General features: G+C 60.4%; 15 protein-coding genes. 7 read left to right on the top strand and 8 right to left on the bottom strand.

Annotated elements, in window-relative coordinates:
* The first annotated feature begins 43 nt into the window (after positions 1 to 43).
* Complete coding sequence (gene pmbA / locus HYN24_RS02550; RefSeq protein WP_117607816.1) at positions 44 to 1387, top strand: metalloprotease PmbA; 1344 nt, start codon at positions 44 to 46, stop codon at positions 1385 to 1387.
* 105 nt (positions 1388 to 1492) lie between these two features.
* Positions 1493 to 2581 carry a TRAP transporter substrate-binding protein gene (locus HYN24_RS02555; protein ID WP_117607817.1) on the top strand — a complete coding sequence of 363 codons (1089 nt, stop codon included), beginning with the start codon at positions 1493 to 1495 and terminating at the stop codon, positions 2579 to 2581.
* Positions 2582 to 2670: 89 nt separating this feature from the next.
* Here HYN24_RS02555 and HYN24_RS02560 read toward each other — a convergent pair whose 3' ends face one another.
* Positions 2671 to 3135: a Dps family protein gene (locus tag HYN24_RS02560; protein WP_117607818.1), complete on the bottom strand. Its 465-nt coding sequence runs from the start codon at positions 3133 to 3135 to the stop codon at positions 2671 to 2673.
* A gap of 126 nt (positions 3136 to 3261) precedes the next feature.
* Positions 3262 to 4041, bottom strand: coding sequence for a ferredoxin--NADP reductase (locus HYN24_RS02565; RefSeq protein WP_117607819.1), 780 nt, complete (start codon positions 4039 to 4041; stop codon positions 3262 to 3264).
* Between the two features lie 98 nt (positions 4042 to 4139).
* Between HYN24_RS02565 and HYN24_RS02570 the strand changes: the two genes are divergently transcribed.
* Positions 4140 to 5063, top strand: coding sequence for a LysR substrate-binding domain-containing protein (locus HYN24_RS02570; RefSeq protein ID WP_117607820.1), 924 nt, complete (start codon positions 4140 to 4142; stop codon positions 5061 to 5063).
* A 53-nt stretch (positions 5064 to 5116) separates the two neighbouring features.
* Here HYN24_RS02570 and HYN24_RS02575 read toward each other — a convergent pair whose 3' ends face one another.
* Both HYN24_RS02575 and HYN24_RS02580 read right to left on the bottom strand, forming a co-directional pair.
* A complete protein-coding gene (locus HYN24_RS02575) occupies positions 5117 to 6607 on the bottom strand; it encodes a TRAP transporter large permease subunit (RefSeq protein ID WP_117607821.1) in 1491 nt (496 codons plus the stop codon).
* Complete coding sequence (locus HYN24_RS02580; protein ID WP_117607822.1) at positions 6604 to 7197, bottom strand: TRAP transporter small permease subunit; 594 nt, start codon at positions 7195 to 7197, stop codon at positions 6604 to 6606. Before HYN24_RS02580 ends, HYN24_RS02575 begins: the two co-directional genes overlap by 4 nt.
* 102 nt (positions 7198 to 7299) lie before the next feature.
* Here HYN24_RS02580 and HYN24_RS02585 point away from each other — a divergent pair, with 102 nt between their 5' ends.
* From HYN24_RS02585 to ribD, 4 genes are all read left to right on the top strand, one after another.
* Positions 7300 to 7956 (top strand): histidine phosphatase family protein, encoded by a 657-nt coding sequence (locus tag HYN24_RS02585; RefSeq protein WP_117607823.1) that lies wholly within the window; start codon positions 7300 to 7302, stop codon positions 7954 to 7956.
* 39 nt (positions 7957 to 7995) lie between these two features.
* Complete coding sequence (gene glyA / locus HYN24_RS02590; protein ID WP_117607824.1) at positions 7996 to 9246, top strand: serine hydroxymethyltransferase; 1251 nt, start codon at positions 7996 to 7998, stop codon at positions 9244 to 9246.
* A 68-nt stretch (positions 9247 to 9314) separates the two neighbouring features.
* Positions 9315 to 9779, top strand: a complete 465-nt coding sequence (gene nrdR, locus HYN24_RS02595; protein ID WP_117607825.1) for a transcriptional regulator NrdR — start codon at positions 9315 to 9317, stop codon at positions 9777 to 9779.
* The gene (gene ribD, locus HYN24_RS02600) at positions 9776 to 10864 is read left to right on the top strand and encodes a bifunctional diaminohydroxyphosphoribosylaminopyrimidine deaminase/5-amino-6-(5-phosphoribosylamino)uracil reductase RibD (RefSeq protein ID WP_117607826.1); all 1089 of its coding nucleotides are present in this window, start codon (positions 9776 to 9778) and stop codon (positions 10862 to 10864) included. Before nrdR ends, ribD begins: the two co-directional genes overlap by 4 nt.
* Here the strand turns inward: ribD and HYN24_RS02605 are convergent.
* From HYN24_RS02605 to HYN24_RS02620, 4 genes are all read right to left on the bottom strand, one after another.
* Positions 10761 to 11606, bottom strand: a complete 846-nt coding sequence (locus tag HYN24_RS02605) for a molybdopterin-synthase adenylyltransferase MoeB (RefSeq protein ID WP_117607827.1) — start codon at positions 11604 to 11606, stop codon at positions 10761 to 10763. The genes ribD and HYN24_RS02605 overlap by 104 nt on opposite strands.
* A 69-nt stretch (positions 11607 to 11675) precedes the next feature.
* The gene (locus HYN24_RS02610) at positions 11676 to 12077 is read right to left on the bottom strand and encodes a hypothetical protein (RefSeq protein ID WP_117610174.1); all 402 of its coding nucleotides are present in this window, start codon (positions 12075 to 12077) and stop codon (positions 11676 to 11678) included.
* Positions 12078 to 12097: 20 nt separating this feature from the next.
* On the bottom strand, positions 12098 to 13516 hold the full coding sequence (locus HYN24_RS02615; protein WP_240327712.1) for a S41 family peptidase: 1419 nt from the start codon (positions 13514 to 13516) through the stop codon (positions 12098 to 12100).
* Positions 13513 to 14934 (bottom strand): murein hydrolase activator EnvC, encoded by a 1422-nt coding sequence (locus HYN24_RS02620; protein WP_117607829.1) that lies wholly within the window; start codon positions 14932 to 14934, stop codon positions 13513 to 13515. Before HYN24_RS02620 ends, HYN24_RS02615 begins: the two co-directional genes overlap by 4 nt.
* Positions 14935 to 14967: the final 33 nt, after the last annotated feature.

Raw genomic sequence — 14967 nt, forward strand, 5'->3', positions numbered from 1 at the left:
CGGGCTGTTATGATAGCGACTTTCCCGCTCCGACGTCGCCTCCATGTCCGAAACAGCCGCATTTTCCTATTCCCACGCCACCCTGCAGCAACTCTCCGAGGACGTCCTCAAGCATGCGCGCAGCAAGGGGGCGACGGCCTGCGAGGTGGATGTCTCGGAGGGTTTCGGCCAGTCGGTGACGGTGCGTTGCGACGAGGTTGAAACCATCGAATTCAATCGCGACAAGGGTATCGGCATCACGATTTATTCCGGTCAGCGCAAGGGCTACGCCAGCACTTCCGACTTTTCGGCGCAAGCGCTGCGCGAAACCGTCGAAGCGGCGCTCGACATCGCCCGCTTCACGGCCGAGGACGATTGTGCCGGTCTGGCCGATGCGGCGCTGATGGCGAAGAATCCGCCCGAGCTCGATCTGTACCATCCGTGGGCCCTGACCGTCGAAGAGGCGATCGAGACGGCCCGGCGCTGCGAGCAGGCCGCATTTGACGCCAGTCCGCTGGTCAGCAATTCCGAAGGGGCCTCGATTTCGACCCAGCAGGCGCATTTCGTTTCGGCCAACAGCCTCGGCTTCATGGGCGGCTACCCGACCTCGCGGCATTACATTTCGTGTTCGGTGATTGCCGGCGAACAGGATGCGATGCAGCGCGACGACTGGTACACCACCCATCGCAATGCCCGCCACCTCGACGATCCGGCGCAGGTCGGCGCGATTGCCGCCAAGCGGGCGATTGCCCGGCTCGATGGGCGCAAGGTCAAGACCGGTGAGTTTCCGATCATTCTCGAAGCGCCTCTGGCTGGCGGCCTGCTCGGCAGTCTGGTGCATGCGGCAAGCGGTGGTGCCCTGTATCGCAAATCGTCGTTCCTGCTCGATCAGCTGGGCAAGAAAATCATGCCGGATTTCGTGCACATCGCCGAGCGACCGCATATTTCATGCGGTCTCGGCAGCGCCTCCTTCGACAGCGACGGTGTGGCGACGCGAGATCGTGACGTGGTCGCCAACGGCATCCTGCAGGGGTATTTTCTGAGCACCTACACGGCCCGCAAGCTGGGCATGCAGACGACGGCCAATGCCGGTGGCAGCCACAACCTGATCATTCAGCCCGGTGATCTCGATCTTGATGGGCTGCTCGCCAAAATGGGGCGTGGCCTGCTCGTCACCGAACTGCTCGGCCATGGTATCAACTACGTGACCGGTGATTATTCACGCGGGGCTGCCGGCTTCTGGGTGGAGGATGGCAAGATCGCCTATCCGGTCGAGGAAATCACCATTGCCGGCAATCTCAAGGCCATGCTGGCCGGCATCGTCGCTGTGGGCAACGACGTGCAGATCCGGGGCAGCAAGATTACCGGCTCGATCATGCTGGATAGGATGACGGTCGCCGGTGAGTAGGATGTTGCTGCTATAAGGGTTTTCCGCAACTCGTCAGGGCGATGGTTTTGGCTAGAATGGAAAGGCATGATTCTGACGTGCCCAAACATTTCTGGAGGAGACAATATGCAACGTCGTGATTTTCTGAAAAAGGCTTCCGTCGGTGCTGTCGCCGGCGCTGCCACTACCCTCGCTGCACCGGCTATCGCCCAGGCCCTGCCCAATATCAAGTGGCGCCTGACCTCGAGCTTCCCGAAGAGCCTGGACACCATTTACGGCGGTGCTGAAGTTCTCGCCAACCGGGTGCGTGCCATCACCAACGGCAAGTTCGACATTCGCGTCTTTGCTGGCGGCGAAATCGTTCCCGGCCTGCAGGCGCTTGATGCTGTGCAACAAGGTACGGTTGAAGTCTGCCATACCTGCTCCTACTACTACGTTGGCAAGGACAAGACCTTCGGTTTTGGCACATCGGTTCCGTTCGGCATGACGGCCCGTCAGATGAACGCCTGGATCTACTACGGCGGCGGCCAGAAGCTGCTTGACGATTTTTATTCCAACTACAACGTCCTGTCCTTTGCCGGCGGCAATACCGGCACCCAGATGGGCGGCTGGTGGCGCAAGGAAGTTAATACCGTCGCCGACCTCAAGGGGGTCAAGATGCGTATCGCCGGTCTCGGCGGCACCGTTTTCTCGGCGCTCGGCGTCGTCCCGCAGCAGATCGCTGGTGGCGACATCTACCCGGCCCTGGAAAAAGGCACCATCGACGCAGCCGAATGGGTCGGTCCGTACGATGACGAAAAGCTGGGCTTCTACAAGGTCGCCAAGAACTACTACTACCCGGGCTGGTGGGAGCCGGGCCCGACCATCCACTTCTTCGTCAACAAGGCCGAATGGGCCAAGCTGCCCAAGGAATATCAGGAAGCCTTCCAGGCCGCTGCCTTCGAAGCCAACGTGACGATGATGGCCGAATACGACCACAAGAATCCGGCAGCACTGGCCAAGCTGATGCAGGCGGGTGTCAAGGTCAAGGAATTCTCTTCCGAAATTCTCAAGGCTACCTACAAGGCGGCAACCGATCTCTACGTCGACGAAGCCGGCAAGAACCCGGCCTTCAAGAAGATCTACGTCGAGTACGACAAGTACCGGCGAACGCAGTCGGCCTGGTTCAGTCTGGCCGAACGGCGCATGGATGGCTTCCTGCAGACCGGCAAATAAGCGTCTGTCTGTTGTCGATAAAAAACCCGCGAATTTCGCGGGTTTTTTTATGGTGTGCCCGGTAGGGCGAACTTGCCTGATCGTGCTGCTTATTTCTCGAGCAGACTACGCAGCATCCAGGCGTTCTTTTCATGAATCTGCATGCGCTGGGTGAGCAGGTCGGCGGTCGGCTCATCGCCGGCCTTGTCCACGATGGCGAAAATGCCACGTGCTGTCTTGGTGACAGCTTCCTGGCCGGCGACCAGTTGCTTGATCATGTCCTCGGCCGAGACCTTGCCTTCGCTTTCCTTGATCACTGTCAGCCGGGCGAATTCGGCGTAGGTGCCGGGGGCGGCGACGCCCAGGGCGCGGATGCGTTCGGCGATGAGATCCAGGGCGTTCCACAGCTCGGTGTATTGATCCATGAACATCACGTGCAGCGTGTTGAACATCGGACCAGTGACGTTCCAGTGGAAATTGTGGGTTTTCAGGTAGAGGGTGAAAGAGTCGGCCAGCAGGTGTGACAGGCCGTCGGCGATTTTTTCGCGGTCCTTCTTGGTGATTCCGATATCCATGATTGTTCCCTTCGTCTGGTCGGTGTGGCAGGGTCAGAAAATAATACTGCTCTGGCAACGGTTCAATGATGCCCGCCTGATCGACGTCGGGCCAATCGCATTTGGCTATGTGGGCGATAGGCCGTCCTATTTCTCGACAAAGGCGCGCTCGATCACGTAATCCCCCAGTTCGCCGGTATGGTGGTGGCCGACCTTGAAACCGCGCACATCGAGCATGGCGGCAGTGTCGGCGAGCATGGCCGGGCTGCCGCAGATCATGGCCCGGTCGGTGGCCGGGTCGAGGGGCGGCTGGCCGATGTCGGCGAAAAGCTTGCCGGAGTCGATGAGTTCGGTCAGTCGACCCTCGTTGCGGAACGACTCGCGCGTTACCGTCGGGTAGTAAATCAGCTTCTCCTTGACCCAGTCGGCGAAGTACTCGTGCTCCTTCAAGTCCTCCTCGATGTAGTCGTGATAGGCCAGTTCATTGGTCCAGCGTACGCCGTGGATGAGGATGACCTTTTCGAACCGCTCGTAGGTTTCCGGATCGTGAATCAGGCTCATGAAAGGGGCGAGGCCGGTGCCCGTGGCGAACATGAAGAGGCGCTTGCCCGGCTTCAGGTCGCGCAGGACCAGGGTGCCGGTGGGCTTCTTGCTGACCAGGATCGGATCGCCGGGCTGGAGGTGCTGCAGACGTGAGGTCAGCGGGCCATCCTCGACCTTGATGCTGAAAAACTCGAGGTATTCCTCGTGGTTGGCGCTGGCAATGCTGTAGGCGCGGGTCAGCGGACGGCCATCGACTTCCAGTCCGATCATCACGAACTGGCCGTTAGTGAAGCGCAGGCCGGGGTCGCGTGTCGTCCGGAAGGTGAATAGCGTGTCGTTCCAGTGATGGACGGAGGTAACGGTTTCGGTGGCCAGGTTGCTCATGTCGGTACTCGTCGAGGGTTCAGATATGACTGATCTTAGGTGGCATCGTTTATTGATAAAAGCGGGTAATTTATATATCGTTAATCTAAAATATAGATATGAAGATCACCCTGCGCCAACTTGAGGTCTTTGCGGCCGTTGCCCGTCTTGAAAATGTTTCGCGAGCCGCGGCTCAGCTCAACATGTCGCAGTCGGCAGCGAGCACGGCGCTGCTCGAACTGGAGCGTCATTTCGCTTGCCCTCTGTTTGACCGCGTCGGCAAATCCCTACGCCTCAACGGGAGCGGGCGGGGCTTGTTGCCGCAGGCCGAAGACATGCTGGCCCGAGCCCATGAAATTGAAGGATTTCTGGCGGGGGGGCGTCTGGCTCCCGTCGCCGTCGGGGCGACGCTGACGATCGGCAATTATCTGGCGACGCTGGTGGTTGTTGATTACCTGCAAAAAAATCCGGGCAGTCGGGTCGATCTTGCCGTTTGTAATACGCAACAAGTGGTTGATCGCCTGCGCCGCTTTGAACTCGATGTTGGCCTGATCGAGGGCGAGGCCAGCGATTCGGATCTGATCTTCGAGCCGTGGATTGACGATGAACTGGTAGTGTTTTGCGCCCCATCACACGCCTTGGCGAAAGCTGGGGAGGCGGCACCGGCCGTCCTGGCGGAACAAAAATGGATCGTGCGGGAACCGGGTTCAGGGACGCGTGCCCTGTTCGACCGGGCGATCCGCTCGGTCGGCGTCGATGCCGATGTCTGTCTGCAGCTTGAGCATACCGAGGCGATCAAGCGGGCGGTCGAATCGGGTCTGGGGGTCGGCTGCCTGTCCCGGCTGTCGCTGCGCGAAGCGCTGCGGCGCGGCAGTCTGGTCGAGATCAAGACGCCGGCACTGGCCCTGCGTCGCCGCTTCCAGTTTGTCCGTCAGCGCCGGCGCCACCTCAGTACGGCAACCCGCATGTTCATTGACGAGTGTCGTCGTCTGACCGGCGATGCGGCCGATACCAGCCAACTGACCTTGCCATTCATTCCCTGATCAGGACGAAAAAACGGGGTCCGCAGACCCCGTTCTGGTTAGTGCGCGCAAAATTACTTGCTGTCGCTCTGCAGGTTCTTGAGCAGGTCGGCCGCCGATTTATCGTCGTCCTTGTTTGCGTCGGGTTCTTCTTCGCTACGCTTCATGAGCGAGTCCAGATCGATGGCTTCCGGCGCCTTGCCTTCCTTCTCCAGTCTCTGCTGCTCCTTCTGCGCCTCGTCACCATAGCTGACGATGTTCGGGAAGATGATGATCAGCGCGACCATGATGATCTGAATGCAAACGAAGGGAATGGCACCCCAGTAGATGTCCGTCGTCTTGACGGACGATGGTGCCACCGAGCGCAGGTAGAACAGCGCGAAGCCGAAGGGCGGGTGCATGAAGGAGGTCTGCATGTTGACCGCGAGCAATACGCCGAACCAGACCAGATCAATGCCCAGCTTGTCAGCCACCGGAGCAAGCAGTGGCACGATGATGAAGGACAGTTCGAAGAAGTCGAGGAAGAAGGCGAGCAGGAAGACCAGCAGGTTGACCACGATGAGGAAGCCGACCTGTCCGCCGGGCAGGCCGAGCAGCAGGTGTTCGACCCACAGGTCACCATTGACGGCGCGGAAGATCAGACCGAATACCGTCGAGCCGACCAGGATGAAAACAACGAACGAGGACAGCTTGCCGGTCGTTTCCATCGCCTGTTTGAGCAGTTTGAAGCTCAGACGCTGGCGGGCGATGGCAAGGATCAGCGCGCCGGCAGCACCCATGGCGCCGCCTTCGGTCGGCGTGGCAATGCCGAGGAAGATGGTGCCGAGGACGAGGAAGATGAGGACCAGCGGCGGCACCAGTGTCGTGAGGACGCGGAACAGGAGCTTGAAACCGCGCAGGCTGCGTGCTTCAAGCGGCAGAGCCGGGCAGGCGCTCGGTTTGATGACGGAGAGGACGGCGACATAGCCAACGTACAGGCCAGTGAGGATCAGGCCGGGAATGAAGGCGCCTTCGTACATGTCGCCGACCGATTTGCCGAGCTGGTCGGCCATGATGATGAGCACCAGCGACGGCGGGATGATCTGAGCCAGTGTGCCGGAAGCGGCAATGACGCCCGAAGCAAGCCGCTTGTCGTAGCCGTAGCGGAGCATGATGGGTAGCGAGATCAGGCCCATTGAAATCACCGAGGCAGCCACCACACCGGTCGTCGCGGCGAGCAGGGCACCGACGAAGATGACGGCGTAAGCGAGGCCGCCACGCAAGGGGCCGAACAGCTGGCCGATGGTGTCGAGCAGGTCCTCGGCCATGCCGGATCGTTCAAGAATCAGCCCCATGAAGGTAAAGAAGGGGATGGCGAGCAGCGTGTCGTTGGCCATGATGCCGAAGATGCGCTCGGGCAGGGCCTGGAAGATGGCCGGCGTGAGCAGGCCAAGTTCCATGCCGATGAGGCCGAAGACAATGCCGTTGGCAGCCAGCGAAAAAGCCACCGGATAGCCGCAGAGCAGGAAGACGACGAGGGCACCGAACATCAGCGGCGCCATGTTGGCGATCATCCATTCCATTATTTGGCCTCCTTGGCTTTGGCGGCGGCGATGGCGGCGGCCAGTTCTTCTTCGGCCGTCGGGCCCTTGTCTTTTTGGCCGGGGTCGTCGATGCGGCCAGCAAGGAAGGCCAGGCGCTTGATCAGCTCGGAAATGCCTTGCAGTGCAAGCAGGGTGAAGGCGACGGGCAGGATCATCTTGACCGGCCAGCGGATCAGCCCCCCGGCATTGGCCGACATTTCATTGATGTGGAAGGAGTCGGCAACCAGTGGCAATGACAGCCAGAGAATGGTGATGACCATCGGCAGCAGGAAGAAAATGGTGCCGAGTATGTCGATCCAGGCCTGTCCTTTGGGTGAAAGCTTGCCGGCGACAACGTCGATGCGGACATGCTCGTTTTTCTGTAGCGTATAGGGTGCGCAGAGCAGGAAAACGGCAGCAAACAAATACCACTGGATTTCCAGCAGGCCGTTCGAGCTGTAGTTGAAGATGAAGCGGACGGTGGCGTTGATGGAGCAGATGATGGTCATCACCAGCACGAGCCAGAAGGCGGCTTTGCCAATGCGCTCGTTGAGCTTGTCGATCAGCTGCGAGAGCTGGAGCAGAAGGGTCACGAATATTCCTCCTCGATTGATAGAATTCCCGGCTTCTGAATATGGCCGACGTTAATTGAACATCTCAGGGGCCGAATTTACAGTGAAGGCGAGAGGCAGAGAATGGTGGAAATCCCTACAACCCGGACAACGCATATTTGCCTGGTGCGCCACGGCGAAACCGAATGGAATGCCGAGCGGCGTATCCAGGGTCAGATCGACATCGGCCTCAATGACACCGGCCGCCGCCAGGCTGTAGCCGCCGGGCGCTGGCTCAGGACGGCCGGGATTATGGCCTTGTACAGCAGTGATCTCAAGCGCGCCTGGACGACGGCGCAAGCCATTGGCGCTGAGCTGGGTCTGGTGCCGACCGCCGTGCCCGAAATGCGTGAACGGCGCTACGGTGTTTTCGAAGGCCTGACCTACGATAAGGCAAAGACGAATCATCCCGATGGTTATGCGGCCTTCGAAGGACGTAACGCCGACTACGATTTCGAGAATGGTGAAAGCCTGCTCGTCATGTTCGCCCGGGTGACCGGCAAACTCCAGGAACTGGCGGCCCGGCATCCGGGCGAGACCATCGCCATCGTCCTGCACGGCGGGGTGCTCGACATCATCAACCGTTTCGTGCGCGGCAACGCACTGGAGGCACCACGTGACTTCCTGATTCCCAACGCAGGCATCAACTGGATTGCGGTGGAGGATGGTCAATGGCAGCTGAAAACATGGGGCGAAACCGATCATCTCGAGCCGGGTGCCCTTGATGAGCTTCCGGCGTGATAAAATTCGACCCCTTTTCAATGGCTTGAGGCATTTACCATGTTTTCCGCGAAAGACACCCTGGCAAAAGTTGACCCTGAACTCTGGCAGGCCATTCAGGCCGAAGTACAGCGTCAGGAAGACCACATCGAACTGATCGCGTCGGAAAACTACGTGAGCAAGGCCGTCATGGAAGCTCAGGGCTCCCAGCTCACCAACAAGTACGCCGAAGGCTATCCGGGCAAGCGCTACTACGGTGGCTGCGAATTCGTCGACGTCGCCGAGCAGATCGCCATCGACCGCCTCAAGAAGCTGTTCGGTGCCGAAGCCGCCAACGTCCAGCCGAATTCCGGTTCGCAGGCCAACCAGGCCGTGCTCATGGCCTTTGCCAAGCCGGGCGACACCATCATGGGCATGAGCCTGGCCGAAGGCGGTCACCTCACCCACGGCATGGCACTCAACATGTCCGGCAAGTGGTTCAACGTCGTTTCCTACGGCCTTGATGCCAACGAAGCCATCGACTACGACAAGATGGAAGCCCTTGCCCGCGAGCACAAGCCGAAAATCATCGTCGCCGGAGCCTCGGCTTACGCCCTGCGTATCGACTGGGAACGCTTCGCCAAGGTGGCGAAGGAAGTCGGCGCCATTTTCTGGGTGGACATGGCCCATTACGCCGGCCTCATCGCCGCCGGCTTCTACCCGAATCCGGTGCCTTTCGCCGACGTCGTCACGTCGACCACGCACAAGACCCTGCGCGGCCCGCGCGGTGGTGTCATCCTGATGAAGGCCGAGCATGAAAAGGCCCTCAATTCGGCCATCTTCCCCGGCCTGCAAGGTGGTCCGCTGGAGCACGTGATCGCCGCCAAGGCAGTCGCCTTCAAGGAAGCCGCCACGCCGGAATTCCGCAACTATCAGGAACAGGTCGTCGCCAACGCCCGTGTCATGGCCAAGGTGCTGGGTGAAGAGCGCGGCCTGCGCATCGTCTCCGGTCGTACCGAAAGCCACGTCTTCCTCGTTGATCTGCGTGCCAAGAACATTACCGGCAAGGAAGCCGAAGCAGCGCTTGGTCGTGCCCACATCACGGTCAACAAGAACGGCATCCCGAACGATCCGCAGAAGCCGTTCGTCACGTCCGGTATCCGCATCGGTTCGCCGGCCATGACGACGCGCGGTTTTACCGAAATCGAAGCCGAGACCATCGCCCACCTGGTGGCCGATGTGCTTGAAGCTCCCAACGACGAAGCCGTGGCCGCAGCTGTGCGTACCAAGGTCGCCGCGTTGTGTGCGCGCTTCCCGGTGTACGGCGCTTAAGGCAAAAATTGGGAATGGGCAATTGGTGATGCAAGTAGCCAATTGCCGATGACCGATGATCAGTAACCATGAAATGTCCATTCTGTAGCCACGACGACACAGCCGTTGTCGACACCCGTCTCTCCGATGAGGCGGATGTCGTTCGTCGCCGCAGAAAGTGCAACGCTTGCGACAAGCGCTTTACCACCTATGAGCGGGCTGAGATTCAACTGCCGCAAGTGGTCAAGAAAAATGGCCTGCGCACCGAGTTCAGCCGGGCCAAGCTGCGGGCAAGTCTTGAACTGGCCTTGCGCAAGCGGCCGGTGTCGATCGAGTCGGTCGATGCGGCGGTTGCCGATATCGAGGAAAGGCTCTTGTCAGCCGGTGAGCGCGAAGTCAGTACGCAGCAGTTGGGCGAACTGGTCATGCGCGAGTTGAAGAAACTCGACAAGGTGGCCTATATCCGTTTCGCCTCGGTCTATCGCAATTTTGAAGACGTCGATGCCTTCTCCAAGGCGATCCGCGAAGTCTCGCCGACATCCCGAAAAAAATGAGTTTCTCGGCCGACGATTTTCGGCTGATGGCCCGCGCCCTGCAACTCGCTGAGCGAGGTCTGTGGACGACCTCGCCCAATCCACGGGTCGGCTGCGTGCTGGTTCGGGCCGGCGAAATCGTTGGCGAAGGCTGGCACGAGAAGGCCGGTGAGCCGCATGCCGAAGTCCACGCGCTGCGGATGGCTGGCGAAAAGGCAAAGGGTGCTACCGCCTACGTGACGCTGGAGCCGTGCAGCCATCACGGTCGGACACCACCCTGTGCCGAGGGGCTGATCGCGGCCGGGGTGTCCCGCGTTGTGGCGGCAATGACCGATCCGAATCCGCTGGTTGCCGGCAAGGGCATGGCCCTGTTACAGGCTGCCGGTATCGAAACGACCAGTGGTGTGCTCGAAAACGAGGCGCGCGAACTGAACATTGGTTTCGTTTCGCGCATGATGCGTGGCCGACCGTGGTTGCGCCTCAAGGCTGCCGCCAGTCTGGATGGAAAGACCGCCCTGAACAACGGCGTCAGCCAATGGATAACCGGCCCAGCGGCGCGGCGTGACGGCCATGCCTGGCGGGCTCGGGCCTGTGCCATCCTGACCGGTATCGGAACGGTGCGCGATGACGATCCGCAATTGTCGGTGCGCGATGTGGAGACGACCCGACAGCCGTTGCGCGTGGTTGTCGATAGCCTGCTGGAGATTTCCCTGACGGCGCGCATTCTTCAGGATGCCCCCGTGCTTATTGCGGGTGCCATCGACAATCCCGAAAAGAGCGCCAAGCTGCGTGCCGCCGGACACATCGTTGAAATCCTGCCGAATGCGGCCGGCAAGGTCGATCTCAAGGCCTTGCTCGAATTGCTGTCGCGGCGCGGTATTAACGAAGTGCATGCGGAGGCCGGTTGCAAGCTGAACGGCTCGCTGCTGCGCGAAGGCCTGGTCGACGAGCTATTGCTCTATCTGGCACCCTGCCTGATTGGCGATGCTGCGAACGGCCTTTTTAATTTGCCTGAACTGACGTCGCTAGCCGACAAGCAGCGCCTGCAGATTCGCGATCTGCGGCAGCTTGGCGAAGATATTCGCCTGATCGCCCGTTTCCCGTAGGGCCGCACACGGCGCAGTCGTGGTCCTGCTTGAAGCGGACCGTGCGCCACTCCATGGTCAGGGCATCAAGTAGCAGCAGGCGACCGGTCAGCCGCTCACCAATGTCGGCGGCCAGTTTCAGCGCCTCGGCCGCCTGCATGGTCCCGATGATGCCGGTCAGCGGCGCAAAGACGCCCATTACCGCGCAACGGACTTCCTCGACATCCTCGCCTTCCGGAAACAGACAGTGGTAGCACGGCGAATCGTCGCCGCGAAGGTCGTAGACGCTGATCTGGCCGTCGAAGCGAATGGCTGCCCCGGACACCAGCGGCTTGCGGTGATGGACGCAGGCCCGATTGATGGCGTGTCGGGTGGCGAAATTGTCGGTGCAGTCGAGTACGAGATCGGCCGTGGCAACCAGTGCATCAAGCGCTTCGCCGGAGAGCCTTTGTTGGAGCGGGACGATATTGATGTCCGGATTGATGGCCGTCAGCGCCTGTCGTCCGGATTCTGCCTTGGCCATGCCGACGCGGCCTTGCGTATGGAGAATCTGGCGTTGCAGGTTGGTGAAGTCGACGGTGTCGTCATCGACCAGCGTGATCCTGCCAATGCCGGCCGAAGCCAGATAAAGCGCCGCCGGCGAACCAAGACCGCCAGCCCCGATGATCAGCGCATGGGTACCCAGAATGCGGGCCTGACCTTCAATGCCCAGTGCGTCGAGCAGGATATGGCGGCTATAACGAAGTAGCTGTTCGTCGGTCATCGGGTTGCTGGTCGGTAGTTATTGGTTGGTAGTGGCGATTGAGGAAAACTGCCGACTGGCAACTAACAACTACTTGTATTCCCGCCACTCCGGTGGCGTGTCATCGTGGTCGCCGTGTGGGTGATGTTCCCAGGCATTGACGTAGGCTTCCGAAGCCGAGCGCTTGAGGCGCTTTTCGGGTGCCCCGATGTTATGCAGCTGGGTATCCTCGACGTAGTAGATAAGTGCCCGGGTGAGCTTGGTGAACAAGGTGTTGTCGAGGTGGAAGCCCTTGTCGACCAGATGTTCGTCAAGTTCGCGCAGGGTATGCTGCTGCAGGTCGTAGCTGACGTCGAGGGACCGCTTCTCGAAGCGCGCGTGCACCTCGACCGCTTCGATGTGCTGCAGATCATCAGCCGCTTCGGGCACTTGGCCCGGCGGGAACTTGGAGAACAGGATCTCCCGTTTTTTCTTGAGGTCTGTGCCGGCCATCATCCCTCCCGATCAATGCGCTATTGCGCCTTATTCTGCATGATCTGAAGACCCTTGAGAAGATTCAGTGCCTGCTGGAACTGGTAGTCCGCCTTGGTGGCGTATTCCAGACGTTGTGGCATTTCTTCCTCGGGCTCTTCCTTGCTCTTGTCCTTGCCATTTTTCGCTGGCTTTGCCGCACCCTTGGGATCGGGTTTGGCGGCTTCCTTCGCTGCTTCCTTTTCCCGATCATTGCTCAGATGGCGATCCAGATCGGCTTCGCGCAGGCGCATGCCCGGGCTGCTGCCGTTGGCGCTTTCCTCGACGACGATGTCGGGGGTGATGCCCTTGGCTTGGATCGAACGGCCTTCCGGCGTGTAATAGCGGGCCGTGGTGAGCTTGATGGCGGTGTTGCCGGGCAATGGCAATACCGATTGAACGGAGCCCTTGCCGAAGGTTTGGGTGCCGACGATGATCGCCCGTTTGTGATCCTGCAAGGCGCCGGCGACGATTTCCGAGGCCGAGGCGGAGCCGCCATTGACCAGTACGATCATCGGCACCTTCTTGGCTTCGACAGGCATGGACTTGAGCGGGTCTTCCTTGCTGCCACGCAGGTAATCCTGGGCGCGGGCCTTGAAATCCTGCTTGGCATCAGCGGTTCGGCCGTCGGTCGAGACAACCTTGACGTCAGGTGGCAGGAAAGCGGCGGAGACGCCGATGGCGCCGTTGAGCAGGCCGCCCGGGTCGTTGCGCAGGTCGAGGACGAGACCCTGCAACTTGTTGCCATCCTTGTAGAGGGCGCTGACATGCTTGGCCAGTTCGGCCACGGTATTTTCCTGGAACTGGGTGACGCGCACCCAGCCATAGCCCGGCTCAATGAGCTTGGACTTGACGCTTTGCACCTTGATCACTTCGCGGATCAGGGTGACTTCGATGGGCTTGGTTTCACCCTTGCGGATGATGGAGAGCTTGATCGGGGTCTTCGGCTTGCCGCGCATTTTCTTGACGGCATCGGACAGGGTGAGGCCCTTGACCGGCGTTTCGTCGAGCTTGAAGATGAGGTCGCCTGACTTGATGCCAGCCCGGAAGGCCGGGGTGTCCTCAATTGGCGAAACAACCTTGACCAGACCATCTTCCATGCCGACCTCGATGCCAAGGCCGCCGAATTCGCCCTGGGTGCCGACCTGCAGGTCCTTGAAGGCATCGGCGTCGAGATAGGTCGAGTGGGGGTCAAGATTGGAGAGCATGCCGGAGATGGCATTGGTGATCATTTTCTTGTCTTCGACCGGCTCGACGTAGCCCTGCTTGATGGCGCTGTACACCTCGGCAAAGGTGCGCAGTTCGTCGATGGGCAGGCCCTGACCGACGTCCTTGTCGGCCATGGCCGGGAAGTTCAGGGTGATCAGTGCGCCGGCGACGAAGGCGCCAACGGTCAGGCTAAAGGTTTTTGTTTTGCTCATTTCAAGCTGGCCCATTTCATCGGGTCGATCGGTTGCCCTTGGTGGCGGAGTTCAAAGTATAAACCGGATTCCGGATTGGCCCCGCTGTTGCCGACAGTTGCCACAGTTTCGCCGCCCTTGACGGCCTGGCCGACCTGTTTGAGCAGGGCGTCGTTGTTGCCGTAGATCGACAGATAGGCGTCGCCGTGGTCGACAATCAGCAGATTGCCGAAGCCGCGCATCCATTCCGAGAAGACGACGCGGCCACCGGCAATGGCCTTGACCTCGCTGCCTGAACCGGCCTTGATGAAGAGGCCGCGCCAGGTGCCACCACCGTCGCGGGCGGTACCGAAGCGGCCGGAAACGGCACCCCGTACCGGCAGGCGCAGATGGCCCCGCTGGCGGGCAAAGCTGCCATCGCTGGGGGCAGGCTCATAGCGGTTTTCGGCTTCGCTGAGGCGCGGGCGTGAAGGCTCGACGCTCGGTGTCGGACGGGCAATTTCCTTTTCCTGAGGGGCCGGATGGCGCTTTTCGCTTTCCTTTTCCCGTTCTTTCTGCCTCGCCAGCGCCTGACGGGCTTCCGCTGCGCGCGCCGCTTCGGCTGCCTTGGCCGCCTGCGCTGCCTGGGCGGCAAGGATTTTCGAGAGTCGGTCGATCAGCTGGGTCATCCGCTTCTCGTTTTGCTGAAGATTGCCGATTTCCTTGCGCTGGGCACTGACTTTGCTGGATATCTGGGCGTACAGTGCCTGGCGTTCCTCGCGCTGCTTCTGCAGGTCGGCATGGCGCTTTTTCTGCTCGGCTTCTACTTCGGCGAGTTCGGCGCTGCGTTCCTTGGCGTCAGCGGCGAGGGACTTTTTCTTGTCGAGCGTGGCGGCGATCTCGCCCATCAACTCGGCGCGAGTCAGGGCGATGGCCGACAGATAGTGCAGGTCGCGCGCCATCTGGTTGGGGTCGTCGCCATTGAGCAAAAGCTGCAGGGAGTCCGGCGTGCCACGCAGGTACTGCTTGTAGAGCAGCTTTTCCAGTTGCGATTGTTGCTGGCCAAGGGTGGTGCTGAGTTCCTGCGATTGCTGTTCAAGGTTCCTGAGCTTTTTTTCCAGCTGGGCGCGGCTGTCGTTTAATTCGTGCAACTCGCGCTGCAGTCTGGAAATCAGGCGGTCTGATTCGCGCAGGCGGTCGCCGGCGTCGGCCTTGGTCTCTTCGCTGCTCGATAATTCCTTGCGCAGGCCCTCGATCCGGCTGCGCAATTCGCCAAGGTCGGCCTGTTTTTCAGCAATTTCGGGCGAGGCGGGTAGAGGGGCGGATTTTTTTTCAGCAACCGTTGGTTTGGCGCCAGCCGCCCCGGTGCCCATGAAAACGGCGGCAATCAGTGCCGCTGCCAGCCTTTTGCCGGTGCGCAGCAGGCTGCTCTGGCCGAGCCGGGGGGGTCCAAGGGTCATCGCGGATTGATTTCGATTAAGCCAAACGCAAAA

Origin of the sequence: Dechloromonas sp. HYN0024 (assembly GCF_003441615.1) — a bacterium.
In the GTDB taxonomy this organism is placed as follows: domain Bacteria; phylum Pseudomonadota; class Gammaproteobacteria; order Burkholderiales; family Rhodocyclaceae; genus Azonexus.